Origin of the sequence: Paenibacillus sp. UNC451MF (genome assembly GCF_000686845.1) — a bacterium.
Taxonomy (GTDB): Bacteria; Bacillota; Bacilli; order Paenibacillales; family NBRC-103111; genus Paenibacillus_S.
Genome location: NZ_JMLS01000005.1, coordinates 37,499 through 50,718, shown reverse-complemented (window position 1 = coordinate 50,718; position 13,220 = coordinate 37,499). Strand labels below are relative to the sequence as shown.

The window sequence follows — 13,220 nt, the reverse complement described above, 5'->3', positions numbered from 1 at the left end:
CATGAATTTTCTTTTGTTGCCTTAAGTGTATGCGATTGCAGATCCACGAACATTATTGTGTTTTACACTCATATGACTTTTTTTGCACTAGAGTCAGTCATAGCTCCCGGTGCAGGCATACGAATGGTCACGGTAGTGCCCAAACCAGCCGTACTTTGCAAGGAAAGCCCGTACTGCTCGCCAAATACCATTTGGATTCGGCTATGCACGTTAAGTAAGCCGATACTGCCTTCGGAAGCCGGCTGTGTTCCTGGTTTCTCTTCTCTGCTTCGTTGTAAACGCTCGTTCCATTTGCTCAGTGTCTCGGGCTCCATACCACAGCCGTTATCCCGAACCGAGAGGTAGAAGTCCGTGTCATCCTGCCAAGCCTCCATTACAATGGCATGCGAATCTTTAATACCTAGGCGGAATGCGTGCTTGAACACATTCTCAACCAACGGCTGCAGCGTAAGGCGAACCATACTATTCAGCAATAAATTCGGAGGAACTTGGACATCGATTTCAAAATCGCGCTGAATCCTGTACTTCATGATATCCATAAAGTACAGGACATGCTTCAACTCGTTAGCGACTGTAATTTCCTCCAGATCCGTGCGTATCGAGTAACGGAGCATGTAGGACAAGGAGCGGACGATCTCTTTAATCTCACCGGACTTTTGGATTACGGCATAACAAATAATAATTTCCAGCGTGTTGTACAAAAAATGAGGATTAATCTGCAGCTGCAGTGATTGAAATTCGGCTAGGTGACGCTTCAGCAGATTTTCCTGATTGTGAAGCTCGGTTTCATATACCCGTTCGACCAGTTCCTCTAGTCGAGCCACCATCGTATTGTAGCTGGAAATAAGCTGGTCCATCTCATCACGGCTTCCCGTTAGAGGCACCCTCGTCCATTGGCCTTTTTCTGTTTGCCGCATGCCGCTTTCTAGCAAACGCACCGGACGAATGATCGACTGACCGAATCTGTAAGCCAGGAACGATGCAAGAAGGAGAGTAAGGACACCTACTACGATCGTTGTCTGCCTTAAGTCCGAAATTGGCTTTCGCTGCTCGCTGAGCGACATGCTGGCGACAAGCGTCCAACCCGAGTAATCCGATTTGCGTGCAAAGAACATCCGCCCCGGTTCTCCCGACAGCTCAAATATCCGATTCTTGTTGGCCTGGACCGTTAAGTACTGTTCCCCATCCAGCTGTTTGCCGATTTGCTGAGGATCAGGATGATACAAAATTTTCCCGCGGTCGTTGACGATGAAGAAATAACCCGAATTGCCAAGCTTGATGCCTTTCCACAACGTGTTCAGCTCTCCTATACGAAGCTCGAAGCCCATAATCCCCTTAAACTCTTTGGCTGAGGTACGGTCCGCCAATTTGCGTACGAGTGTCAGGTGTCCATCGAGAAACCCGGAATCCTGAATTTTAAGCTTACCGTCCAACTGATCGTCATCCCTAAGCTGCTCGATATACTCCTCAAATCCTTTGTAATTAAACGTCACGATATGGACGTTGAAGTCTGTTGCCGTAAACCCGTTGTAGCCTACGATATAGGCCATCGATATTTCCGGATTATTAATAAGCACCGGCTGGAACACGCTCGTTTTGATCGCCGTTTCGGATGTATAGTAGCTTACTCCTCGCGGAAGATCTAACGCTTCTTTCACTATCGGAGAAGTGAGGATAGATACCGTTGCCCTTTCATAGTTTTTCAAATAAAGATCGGTTTCGTGAACGACATTATCGACGATTTGCGTGAGCAAGCCTCCGTATTGATCCTCTAGCTCCATAGCGGACCGCCAGTAACCGGTTATCCCTACCGTCATCAAGGTCAGTACGATAATAATGACAAAATACACATACACCTTGCGTCCCAAACTTCTTTTCATCATTTAATCCCCAACAGGCTGCGATATTCGGTCGGAGAATAGCCGGTAGCTTTTTTGAATAGCCGTGAAAAATGCGGATAGCTATCATAGCCGACCTCGGTCACAATATCGATAATTTTGTAATGCGGTATAGATAAGAGCTGCTTCGCCTTCTCGATCCTTTTACGCAGACGATACTGGACGAATGTCTCATTCATCTTTTTCTTAAAATAGTGGCTGAAGTACGTAGGTGTTATGCCGAGCTTACCGGCAACCATATCCAGAGTAAGCTCCTCCTCGAACAAATTCGCATCAATATATTGTAGAGCGGTCTCCAGCACATTGAGCGTTTCATGGTTACGATACTCCCCCAGCTCTTTGACCCATGCTGTAATTTTAAAGCCGAACCCCTCGTACGTAAGTGCATGAGCTGCATATTCCTCTAGCAGTGACTCGGTTTTGAATTTGTACACCCCTCTGGCGTTCAGCTTTCTGGTAATCAACAGAATGCCGTCGAATATTCTTTGACGCTGTTGGGCGCTTGCTTCACCGTTGAACAGCTCAGATTTTCCCTGAAGCAGTAGGGCCTCGATTCGGCTGTGATCCATCATCCATACAGCCTCTTCCAATTGGTCTATCCACTGCTCCAACAAAGCATAGGAGAATATGGAAGAATCACGTTCTGCAAGCACTTTGTCCAACACAGGGAATAGTTCGATTTCCGTGACAGGCTTCAGCAAATACTCTTTGACTCCGTAGGACATACATTTTTGCGCATAAGCAAAATCGCCGTATCCCGATAGGACTACGACTTGTGTAGGAAGCCTGCGCTCATGAATATGCCGGCACAGCTCCAATCCATCCATGCAGGGCATAGAAATATCGGTAAGGACTACATCCGGGGGATCGATGATGATCATAGACAAAGCAGCCTCGCTGTCAGTGAATGTTTGAATCTTGCTAAACCGGTTGCTTTCCTCTATTAACGCCTTCAACCCGATTCCGATGATAGGCTCGTCGTCAACAACAAAAATAGTTGCCATTCAGTTATCCCCCTGTAGTTAGTGAACATGCAATAATCATGGTTACACCGTCATTATGTAGGAACGCCTGAGGATTGAATATCGTTAAAACCTTAAATGATCTGCAAAAACGCAATAGTTTGGAAAATTCGCAAAAAAATAAAAAACAAAGAAGCATCGCGTAAACAAAGCGGCGCTTCCTTGATTTAACGAACAGCATAAGCTTCACACAAAGATTAATGTAAAATAATTGGAAATGGTTAGAACAAATCGGTTATTCTTTGGTACACTGTTCTTATATAGTGGTAACCTATTACAAAACATGCATTGGAGACGACAAATGGCCTATATCGTTTGTTCTAATTGTAACGAGGAAAACCCGGAAACCGCTGCGGTTTGTGGAAATTGCAGTCACCCGCTTCTAGGATCAAAGGTTCTTGGAACCCGTAATAGCGAGAAGACAAAAACCGCACAGACGAAATTTTGTTCCCATTGCTCAGAAAAGCTTGAAGAAGGCTCCTATAAGTGCAGGTTCTGTGGTCATATGACCGTCACCTCACCGGCTCAAACATCCTATCGTTATTATTCAGCACCCTCTTCAGACAACGGCTGTGCAGTAATCCTGCTATTTATTGTGACCTTTATTATTCCAATCGTAGGCTTGATCGTTGGGGGAATCTTTGCTCTAAATGATGATCCGGACAAGAGTAGTGTCGGTAAAGGATTATTAATCTTTGGTTTAGTTATGATAGTTATACAAATTATCGTATGGAATGTTTTTAGTTAATGGTATGTTAAGTTTGCAAATCAAGACTTTCTACAGCCGCTCTAATAAGGCCGGTCGCCAGCTATAGCCACACGTTCAGCAATACGGCGATTCGGGTAATAATCATTCACGGCATAATGCTGAGTCGCCCGGTTATCCCAGAATGCTATCGAATGATTCTCCCAATGAAAACGGACCTGGTATTCCGGAATATGCGCCTGCCGGAACAAATACTGCAGAAGCCGCTCGCCTTCTTCCGGCTCCAGTCCGACAATACGCGAGGTGAAATTAGGATTCACAAATAGCGTTTTACGTCCGGTTTCCGGATGGGTACGAACGATCGGATGCTCTGCTGCCGGGAATTCAGCTTGCTTAACAGCCAATTCATCTGCCGGCAATCTGACGCCGAATGCATGGGTGAAGTCGTGAATCGCCGTCAGTCCATCGATTCGTTCCTTGACTTCGTCCGGCAGGTTGTCATAAGCGGCCCCCATGTCAGCCCATAGGGTATCCCCTCCTGCCGGCGGTACTTCTACAAGGCGAAGCACAGCTCCAAGCGCAGGCTCCAGTCTCCAGGACACGTCGGAATGCCAGCTGTTCTCTTTCCCTTCCGTTTTATTATTTTTGGCAAAACGGACGACTTCGTCCGAATCCCCCTGGGGCAGGAAGGGATGAGTTTCCAGCTCTCCCCATAGGGAGGCAAATGCTCGTTGCTGCTCACTTGTTATCTGTTGGTCCCGGAAGAAAATAACCTTCCACTCCAATAAGGCTCGGTTCAGCTCCTGCTTAAGCTCCGGGGAAACTGGATTGCGCAAATCAACACCGGTGATTTCAGCGCCGATAAGCGGGCCGAGAGGCGTAACGCCAAACAGAGTATACGGCTTTTCTGCAGCCCCTTCAGGTAAACGGTTAAGCACACGTGCGCCCGTCTTGATACCTCGATCAGGCAGCTTTAAAGGACGTTCTTGATTCGTTAAGATTTCGGACATGGGACATTCTCCTCTCATTTATGTGAATTTAAAGGACTACTTTTTCTTCAGCTCTTCGTTGGCATCTTTGAGCAATTTGTCTCCGCCGGCTTGGCGCCACTTTTGTCCCAGCTCGGCAATGCCTTTATCCACGTCAAGCTTCCCGTTAATCAGATTAACCAGGTATTGGTTGTAGACTTCATTGACCGCTTTGCCGAATTCGATATCCGCATCTGTCTTCTTATTAATCAGATTAGGCATGATATATTGGGAAGCGACTTTGACGGAATCAAGCGCTCGGTCAATTCTAGGCTCTGTCTGCGGCAAGTAGTTCTCGTCTATCGGCCATGTGACATTTCCCCAGGCTAGAGGGTGGGACCAACCGTTAGCGGCGAATCCGTCCTTGGCCCGCTCTTCTTCGTTATAGTTGATTTTATCGCCCTGCTTAGTGTAATGAACGCCCTCAATTCCTAATTGAAGCAGGTCGCGTCCCTCCTTGGACAGTAAGAAATCGATAAATTGCGCCGCCTTTTGCGGATTTTTAGCTTTTTTAGTTACGGAAGTAAGAAAGGCATTTTTACCTTTGACAGCCATGCCTTGCTTTCCATCTGGACCGGCTGGCGGTGGAGCGTAGCCTAATTTGCCTGCAGGATTAACCTGCTGCAAGCTGCCCTCAATACGGCTTACATGCCGGAACAATGGGCCATCCATAAAGCCGGCTTTGCCTTGGAAAAACTTCTGCTCCTTCAACGGACGATCGTATACGATAAACTCAGGATCGATCAGCTTCTCAGAGTACCATTTTCTCAAGTCCACAAGCCCCTTCTTGAAGGCAGGATGCTCGAATCGGGGAATCACATTGCCCTTCTCATCCTGAGCCCAATCCCCATAAGGCAAGCCATACGCGTAAAACACAAAATCGAAGGCCGTCAACGCATCACCTGCAATAGGCTTATTCGTTATAAAACCGTATGTATCCGCCTTGCCGTTGCCATCCGGATCCTTCTCTACAACCGCTTTAAGCGTGCTGTACAATTCATCCAATGTTTTGGGAGCTTGTAAACTAAGCTTTTCGAGCCAATCCTGCCGGAACTGAATCGTATAATTGGACTTCTCCTGCTGGCTGATGAACGGATATCCGTAATATTTCCCATCCATTGCCGTCCATTTCAGACCGTCCAGCTTCGCTTTAAGTGCCGGAGTGTCTTTTAGATAATCATTCAGAGGAACAATGATCCCTTCCTTAATCCACTGGGATACGGTCTCCGAGGGATACTGAGTCGTCACAACATCAGGCAGATCCCCGCTGGCGAAGGCAACATTGATTTTGTCAAAAGCGTTTTCGGGTACTATTTTGACATTCAGCTTAATGTTCAGCCGTTTATTGATTTCCGCGATAATGCGGTCATTGGGCTGCAGGGGCTTCGCCCCCTGGTCTCCGGTTGTCAGGTATGTCAGCTCGTAAGGCTCGTTTGAGCTTGAGGCGCCATTAGCGCCGTCGTTAGATGACTTACTTGCCGGTGTATTCGAGCAGCCGACTGCAGCCATTAAGGCGAATGCGATAGTTCCAATGAACAGCTTGTTCATATTGCGTTTTTTCCTTTTCATCTCTTGACCCTCCATTAATCTTTTTCTGTACTATGCTGACAGTAATCTTCCGAATCATTCCTTGACTCCGCCGATCATAACGCCGTTTACGAAATATTTTTGAAAAAATGGATATACCAGCATAACCGGGATTGTTGCCGCCATCACCGTCGCCATCTTAATGGATGGGCCCAGCAGGAACACGCTGTCTCCGCCGCCCGAGTATGACGATTCATTCTCGAACAGCATGCTTCTGAGGAAGAGCTGTAAAGGCCAAAGATCTTTATCACTTATGAAAAAAATAGCGTTGAAGAACTCGTTCCATCGCGACACGGCATAAAACAAGGTAATGGTCGAGATCGCAGGCATGGAAAGCGGAATGACAATTTTAAAAAGCACCCCCATATCATTGCAGCCATCGATCCGAGCGGCATCTACAAGGCCTTCCGGCAGCGTCGCAAAGAAATTTTTCATAATGATCAAATTGTAAGTATTTATGGCACTTGGGATAATCAACGCCCATAGGCTGTTCATTAAGCCCAAATTTTTAACGATCATATAGGTGGGAATCATCCCTCCACTGAACATCATCGTAAATACAATAAGGAACATAATGACTCGGTGGCCCTTTAACTGCGGTTTGGACAGCGCGTAGGCAGCCATGACGGTTAATATCATATTGATAGCCGTACCGACGCTAGTTATAAATAATGTCACTCCGTAAGACGTCCACAGCTCTTTCATGGAGAAAAGATAAGTATAAGCTTCGAACGTCCAGCTTCGGGGCCAGAGATGGATGGCAGAATGCAAGTATTCATCCAGCGGAATGACCGATACGATCAAAGTGTCCCAAAAAGGATAGATCGTGATGAGCGCTAAAAAGCTTAGAAGCGCATAGTTAAAGGTGTTAAACAGCTTGCCGGCCGTTCCGATGCGGTTCATACCGTTTCCTCCTCATTAGTAAACCCCCTGTTCTCCCATCATTCTTGCCAGCTTGTTGGCAATGACCAGCAACACAAAATTAATCAAAGACTTGAACAGCCCTACTGCCGCAGCCAGACTGAACCGCCCTTCCGTTAAGCCGATACGGTACACATAGGTATCGATGATATCCGCCACATTGTACACTCCCGGATGATATAGAACGTAGATTTGCTCGAAGCCGGCCTCCATGATTCCGCCCAGCCTGAGAATCAACAGCAGGATTATCGTCCCCCGGATTAAAGGAAGGGTAACATGTGCCAAGCGCTGCCATCGATTAGCACCGTCCATTACAGCTGCTTCATACAGCTGAGGATTGATACCAGCCAGCGCCGCCATGTAAATGATCGTATTCCAACCGAATTCCTTCCATATCATTGAAAAAACGAGGGTACCGCGGAAATACGATTCTTCGCTCATGAAGCCGACAGGTGCCCCTCCCAATGCTTTGATGATGTTATTGAGGACACCGTTATCCGTTGACAGCAGATTGATCATAAGTCCGCCAAGGATGACCCACGATATAAAATGCGGCAAGTAAATTACCGTCTGGACCGTCTGTTTGAACAGCTTCAGCCTTACTTCATTTAATAGTAAAGCAACGATAATAGGTGCCGGAAAGCCAAAGGTGAGCCGGTACAGGCTAATAATGATGGTGTTAGTAATTACCTGCCAAAACTTATCCTGTGAGAATAAATAGTTAAAATGCTTCAAGCCCGCCCAATCGCTGCCCAGTATCCCCTTCGTTATGCTGAAATCTTTAAAAGCGACAACAGCTCCATACATCGGAACATAATGAAAAGTGATGTAATAAATAATCGCCGGAGCCAGCATAAAGTATAAATAACGGTGAAGCCATATATAGCTCCATAGCTTCGGTTTCTTTTTTAACGTGTTGCTCGGGATGAGTCTCTTGGCTCCAACCCTGTATTCCCCATCGGCATAAGACACTCATGATCCCCCCTTTTATAAACATAAAGAGACACAACAAAGGCAAGCTTCGTTGTGTCTCCAGTTAACTAGTCGACAAGGACTATGTGGTTTTAATTCATTTAATTCCAATAAATATACTTGGATATTTGATAAATGGATCTTATCATTGATTTTATGTTTTGTAAACCACTTTTTCATCATAACATTTTCCGGCTTCCATTTGGCTCTCTAGCCGCATGGTAGCTTGAATACAAAAAAACAAGCAGCCTTATGGGCAGTGAAACATTTCCCCCAAATGGCTGCCGTTAATTCAATATGCTCTTGTCTGGTGCTCCGAAATCGGCAATGCAGATAACGACACCGTGCTACCGGAAACAGTAAAGTTGGTTCGCTTTAAGCTTGATCAGCTTACTTGTACTTCGTGATTCATAGGTTTATGAACTTTTTAATGATTTGATAGGGTAAGGAAAGCCAATGTAACCGTCAGACCCATTAAATGACTTTATTTCGGCAGGCATTCCAGCTACAACGGCATTATCAGGAACATCGGTGGTCACAACTGAATTCGCTCCGATTGCGACGTTATTGCCAATCTTTACGCTGCCAATGATCACACATCCTGTGCCCATATATACATTATCGCCAATCGTGGGTACTCCTTTTTTCTTCCCCCTATTGCTTGCACCAATGGTTACGCCTTGCATGATAACGCAATTATTGCCTATTTTGGCCCCACTGTTGACTACAATACCGCCATAATGACCAATATAAAGTCCTTTTTCAATTCCGGTCTTAGGAGAAATAGATATTCCGTATTTGTACTTATAATGTTGAAGCACCAGCATGGAAAATGCATAAAAAGGAAAGCAGATTTTACCTTTCGTGCTTAAATATTTGCATAGTCGAAGCCAAAACATGTAATGGAACCCTGCAAACTGGAATTGGCGATAAAATACTTTCTTCATATTCACTTGCATGGATTCTTCGTAACGATGAAGATCAGATAACCACAACTCTTTGAGCTCTTTCAATTGCATTTTGTATACCCCTTTTATTTAAAATTATAACTTTCATTCCGAATATTTCCTTTATTAAGAATATCACCGTTCTTTATAAAGAACAATACATATTTTTAGTATTGATCTATTAAATTCCTGGAACATTTCTAGATTTTCTCTCTGCAATTACAATAAAAAAAGAACGCTACCCGCACTTGGTGTAGGCAGCGTCCTCTATATTCTAATTGAGTATTTCAGATAATATGTTCTTAAGCATGCTTCCAAGATGTTGGTTGATGGGATCTAGGACAGCTTGGGAATACATCTCCTTGTTTCAATTCTATCCTCTGCCCGTCTTTATCCGTATAGCTACCGGATTCAGTGACTTTATCTCCTGTTTTATGCTGATGATCAGCATGTCTCCAAGTAGTCGCAGTATTTGTTACAGGACAATCAGGGAATTGTTGCCCTTTCTCAAGAGTCCTGGTCTCTCCTGCTGCACATACATATTTCCCTGTTTCTTCAACACTCTCATTTGTCTTATGCAAATCTTTAGTGGTCAACATACTAATCATCCTTTCACCTTTTTTTAAACTTCATTCTTTCATGAGGAACTAATGAAGTTGTCCATTTATTACCCTTATAGTTCTATACTAAACCACAACTATTCGCTAATAATGAGCAAGCAACCTAATATGCAAGCTCTGAACGATGAAATTAATTATGTTTGGAAGATAGCTGAGTATATGTAAAAGTAGAGTAGTAGGTCCAGTTGATAAAGACTAAGGACATCTGATGACAAGAGAATCTAAAACTTACGCAGGTTATTACGAGATGTTCGCTCCAGAGATGATGAGCCTGATTTCAATCATCAGTACATATGTGGATTAGAAAAAGACTGGACATTGATCGAGGAAAGAATCGACCAGTTTCCAGTCTTCGGTGAGTTTGAGAAAGTTATTTGAGCAGAAGATAGCTATCAAGATAGGTTGAACAGAAACGATTAGCTGCTTAGCCCCCGCTGCCTCATCGCCTCGAAAAGCACTACCGTCGCGGCCATCGCGGCATTCAGTGACTCCGCGCGACCTTGCATCGGGATAATGATATGCTCCGTCGCCAAGGCAGACACTTCCGCCGAGACACCCTGCCCTTCATTACCGACTACGAACCAGACGGGTTGGCGGAAGTCGTATTCATAGCAGCTCCGCTGGCCTTGCAGACTTGTCGTCACAATGGCTGCGCCCTGCGAGGACACTTGGGGAAGTGCCTCCCGCAAGTCTCCTCCCTGCACAATCGGAAGATGGAATAATGATCCCATCGTGGAACGGACCGTTTTGGGATTATACAAATCCACGGTGCCGCGCCCAAGTAATATTCCTGTTGCTCCTACCGCATCTGCGCTGCGGATGATAGTTCCAAGATTGCCGGGGTCCTGGATTCCGTCAATAACAACAACGAGACCTGGCGCCTCTGCGCCGAGCAAATCCTCCTGTGCCCAACTGAGCTTGGGCAGCACGCCGAATGCCGCTTGAGGTGTCAAAGTGTCCGTACACTTGGCGAGCACCTGCTCGCTTACTGCAATGCACTCTATCCCCGCTTCAATGGCCTGCTCCAGCATCCCGGCGGGAAGCTCGTGCTGCCGGTCTTCAGCGACGACTAAGGAATCGATTGCTGCACCTGATTCCAAGGCCTCCTGCACCAAATGCACGCCTTCTATAATGAACTGGCCTTGCTTGTCACGGCCTTTCTTGTCCAGCAGCTGCGCCCATGCTTTGACACGGGCATTCTGGACAGATGTGATCGATGATTCCAACAATGTCATAACTACAGCCTACTCCGCAAATGTTTTTTCGAAATGATTTAAATCTTCATTTTTTCCTACAATAACAAGCACGTCTTGCTCCCGGATCAAATCCTCCGCACTTGGTGCGATATTCATGTGGGAACCGGTTCTAATTGCCATAACGTTACAGCCGTATTTGGCTCTAATATCCAGCTGCCGCAGATTTTTCCCTACGAGGGTACGAGAAGCCTGAACTTCGATAATGCTGTAGGCATCGGACAGCTCGATATAATCTAATATATTGGATGAGATCAAATGATGCGCAACCCGTTGTCCCATGTCCCGTTCAGGATAAATGACTTTATCCGCACCGATTTTTTTCACCACTTTACCATGAAGCTCATTTTGAGCTTTAACGACAACTTTAGGCACACCGATTTCTTTTAATATAATGGTCGTCAATATACTTGACTGAATATCCTGTCCAATTGCCACAATGACAACGTCAAAATTGCGGAGTCCCAAGGAACGAAGCGCCTCTTCATCCGTAGAATCCGCCTGCACAACATGCGTCACTATATTCGAAATCTCTTGTGTTCTTTGCTCACTGCTGTCAATGGCCAACACCTCATAGCCAAGGTCAGACAGCGTCTTCGCTACACTGGAACCGAAGCGCCCCATTCCGATCACGGCGAATTGCTTTTTCATGGAACTCACCCCTTAAGTTTTCGCTGTAAACGCATTTTCAGTACTGTTTCTTTTTATTATACCATAAAAAGTGCGCAGCATAACGGAGCATGAACGGAGCTCTTTTGGAGCATAGTAATCGGGTAAACCATGTGATGAAAAGCGAGGATACTTCCATGAACTTAAACCTGAGACAGGCTGTCATTCAACGCGTTACCGACAAAGACAATGAGGAGCTCTTTGGGGTTATTGAAGATTCAATCGGCGGGCAGGAGCAAGTGCTGCCAGGCCTCGGCGTGTTGTTCGAAATTATTTGGCAGCACAGCAATCCGGACACACAAGCTCAGCTGGTGAGTACCTTAAAGCAGCATCTGACATAAGTCCCGCTCCTTGCGTTCTGTGTATGGAGGAACAACGAAATAAAACCGCGATAATGATAGGGTACACGTACACACAAGCTTTTCGATCTTAGCTTGCGCGCGTTGTTGTGCCTTCATCTCGCGGTTTTTTTCATAAGTAAGCTATGTGATTAGTCCAATAACCCCTTCACTAATCCCGATGGCATCGGTTGAGGCTTCTCGCAGCTGCTTTGCATAATGTAATGCTTGCCATCGTTCGACGCATCGTGGAATCCGTGCATTGCTTCCAATACATGATATGCGAGCTCGCCGTTAGCACGGTTGATTCGTCCATTCTTAATCGCATAGGCCATATCGAGCACTCCGAGCCCTCTGCTGTTATCCGAATAGCCGTACATTAATGGAATTTCACTGAACTCTTTGGCGTCCTTACGGCGGACATAAACCGGTCCTCCAAACGTGTTAGGGTCAGGCACACTCAGAGTGCCCTCGCTACCGTAAATTTCAATGCGCGGCACTTGCGCCCCGCCAAATGCATCGAAGCTGGTGATGATCGTCCCGATAGCTCCGCTGTGAAAATCCATAACGCCAGCAACATGGGTTGGAGTCTGTACCTGGATCGTTTGACCGAACTTCGGCTGGCTTGTAATCGTACGTTCTGGGTAGGAAATTTTGGCCGAGCCCGTCACTCTTTGAATAGGTCCTAGCATAGCCACCAGCGCGGTCAAATAATAAGGTCCCATATCGAACATGGGTCCGCCCCCTGGAGCATAATAAAACTCGGGATCGGGATGCCAATGCTCATGCCCGCGTCCAATCATGAAAGCTGTAGCTGCAACAGGAATTCCGATCCACCCATCCTGGATAAGCTTGATGCAGGTTTGGATGCCACCGCCGAGGAACGTATCGGGCGCGCTTCCGACCAGCAGGCCTTTGTTTTTGGCGGCTGCCAAAATGCGCTGACCTTCTTCACGAGTTACAGCAAGGGGCTTCTCTACGTACACATGCTTCCCGGCTTCCAACGCTTGAATACACACATCGGCATGTGCCGCAGGAATCGTAAGATTAATGATCAAATCAATTTCTGGATCAGCCAACAGCTCTTGGACCGAGCAGGCCTTTGGAATCTCGAATTCGGCAGCACTCGCTTGAGCCCTGGCTACATTTAAATCCGCGCAGGCCCTTACTTCTAATACGTCAAATGACTTGCAGTTCTTAAAATAGATGCTGCTGATTTTGCCGCATCCTATGATACCGATTCTTACCTTTTCCATACG

At 46.1% G+C, this 13,220-nt stretch carries 13 protein-coding genes; 2 read left to right on the top strand and 11 right to left on the bottom strand.

The genetic code is table 11. From position 1 onward, the window contains the following. Positions 1–68: 68 nt before the first annotated feature. Entirely contained in the window at positions 69–1,880 is a 1,812-nt protein-coding gene (locus BP97_RS35780; protein WP_036745683.1) for a cache domain-containing sensor histidine kinase, read from the bottom strand. Beyond that, positions 1,880–2,902, bottom strand: coding sequence for a response regulator transcription factor (locus tag BP97_RS0109645; RefSeq protein WP_028548909.1), 1,023 nt, complete (start codon positions 2,900–2,902; stop codon positions 1,880–1,882). The genes BP97_RS35780 and BP97_RS0109645 overlap by 1 nt, the downstream gene beginning before the upstream one ends. Positions 2,903–3,221: 319 nt before the next feature. Between BP97_RS0109645 and BP97_RS0109640 the strand changes: the two genes are divergently transcribed. Further along, the gene (locus BP97_RS0109640; protein ID WP_028548908.1) at positions 3,222–3,668 is read left to right on the top strand and encodes a hypothetical protein; all 447 of its coding nucleotides are present in this window, start codon (positions 3,222–3,224) and stop codon (positions 3,666–3,668) included. A gap of 41 nt (positions 3,669–3,709) precedes the next feature. Here BP97_RS0109640 and BP97_RS0109635 read toward each other — a convergent pair whose 3' ends face one another. From BP97_RS0109635 to BP97_RS0109600, 8 genes are all read right to left on the bottom strand, one after another. Next, a complete protein-coding gene (locus BP97_RS0109635; protein WP_028548907.1) occupies positions 3,710–4,636 on the bottom strand; it encodes a TauD/TfdA dioxygenase family protein in 927 nt (308 codons plus the stop codon). A 36-nt stretch (positions 4,637–4,672) separates the two neighbouring features. Continuing rightward, on the bottom strand, positions 4,673–6,223 hold the full coding sequence (locus BP97_RS0109630; protein WP_036745682.1) for an extracellular solute-binding protein: 1,551 nt from the start codon (positions 6,221–6,223) through the stop codon (positions 4,673–4,675). 54 nt (positions 6,224–6,277) lie between these two features. Continuing rightward, a complete protein-coding gene (locus BP97_RS0109625) occupies positions 6,278–7,144 on the bottom strand; it encodes a carbohydrate ABC transporter permease (protein ID WP_028548905.1) in 867 nt (288 codons plus the stop codon). A gap of 15 nt (positions 7,145–7,159) precedes the next feature. Next, positions 7,160–8,134, bottom strand: a complete 975-nt coding sequence (locus BP97_RS0109620; protein WP_197035441.1) for an ABC transporter permease — start codon at positions 8,132–8,134, stop codon at positions 7,160–7,162. Between the two features lie 416 nt (positions 8,135–8,550). Further along, entirely contained in the window at positions 8,551–9,153 is a 603-nt protein-coding gene (locus BP97_RS35775) for a serine O-acetyltransferase (RefSeq protein ID WP_036745681.1), read from the bottom strand. Between the two features lie 230 nt (positions 9,154–9,383). After that, complete coding sequence (locus BP97_RS0109610; RefSeq protein WP_028548903.1) at positions 9,384–9,680, bottom strand: hypothetical protein; 297 nt, start codon at positions 9,678–9,680, stop codon at positions 9,384–9,386. 437 nt (positions 9,681–10,117) lie between these two features. After that, a complete protein-coding gene (locus tag BP97_RS0109605; RefSeq protein ID WP_028548902.1) occupies positions 10,118–10,936 on the bottom strand; it encodes a TrmH family RNA methyltransferase in 819 nt (272 codons plus the stop codon). Positions 10,937–10,945: 9 nt separating this feature from the next. Then, positions 10,946–11,605, bottom strand: coding sequence for a potassium channel family protein (locus BP97_RS0109600; protein WP_028548901.1), 660 nt, complete (start codon positions 11,603–11,605; stop codon positions 10,946–10,948). Positions 11,606–11,760: 155 nt separating this feature from the next. Here BP97_RS0109600 and sspI point away from each other — a divergent pair, with 155 nt between their 5' ends. Continuing rightward, positions 11,761–11,964, top strand: a complete 204-nt coding sequence (gene sspI, locus BP97_RS0109595) for a small acid-soluble spore protein SspI (protein WP_028548900.1) — start codon at positions 11,761–11,763, stop codon at positions 11,962–11,964. A gap of 149 nt (positions 11,965–12,113) precedes the next feature. Here the strand turns inward: sspI and BP97_RS0109590 are convergent, their stop codons facing one another. After that, on the bottom strand, positions 12,114–13,217 hold the full coding sequence (locus BP97_RS0109590; RefSeq protein WP_028548899.1) for a Gfo/Idh/MocA family protein: 1,104 nt from the start codon (positions 13,215–13,217) through the stop codon (positions 12,114–12,116). Positions 13,218–13,220: the final 3 nt, after the last annotated feature.

Bases quoted from the DNA above. Each gene is read 5' to 3' on its own strand.
- BP97_RS35780 (WP_036745683.1), bottom strand. From the start codon at position 1,880: ATGAAAAGAAGTTTGGGACGCAAGGTGTATGTGTATTTTGTCATTATT.
- BP97_RS0109645 (WP_028548909.1), bottom strand. From the start codon at position 2,902: ATGGCAACTATTTTTGTTGTTGACGACGAGCCTATCATCGGAATCGGG.
- BP97_RS0109640 (WP_028548908.1), top strand. From the start codon at position 3,222: ATGGCCTATATCGTTTGTTCTAATTGTAACGAGGAAAACCCGGAAACC.
- BP97_RS0109635 (WP_028548907.1), bottom strand. From the start codon at position 4,636: ATGTCCGAAATCTTAACGAATCAAGAACGTCCTTTAAAGCTGCCTGAT.
- BP97_RS0109630 (WP_036745682.1), bottom strand. From the start codon at position 6,223: ATGAAAAGGAAAAAACGCAATATGAACAAGCTGTTCATTGGAACTATC.
- BP97_RS0109625 (WP_028548905.1), bottom strand. From the start codon at position 7,144: ATGAACCGCATCGGAACGGCCGGCAAGCTGTTTAACACCTTTAACTAT.
- BP97_RS35775 (WP_036745681.1), bottom strand. From the start codon at position 9,153: ATGCAATTGAAAGAGCTCAAAGAGTTGTGGTTATCTGATCTTCATCGT.
- BP97_RS0109610 (WP_028548903.1), bottom strand. From the start codon at position 9,680: ATGTTGACCACTAAAGATTTGCATAAGACAAATGAGAGTGTTGAAGAA.
- BP97_RS0109605 (WP_028548902.1), bottom strand. From the start codon at position 10,936: ATGACATTGTTGGAATCATCGATCACATCTGTCCAGAATGCCCGTGTC.
- BP97_RS0109600 (WP_028548901.1), bottom strand. From the start codon at position 11,605: ATGAAAAAGCAATTCGCCGTGATCGGAATGGGGCGCTTCGGTTCCAGT.
- sspI (WP_028548900.1), top strand. From the start codon at position 11,761: ATGAACTTAAACCTGAGACAGGCTGTCATTCAACGCGTTACCGACAAA.
- BP97_RS0109590 (WP_028548899.1), bottom strand. From the start codon at position 13,217: ATGGAAAAGGTAAGAATCGGTATCATAGGATGCGGCAAAATCAGCAGC.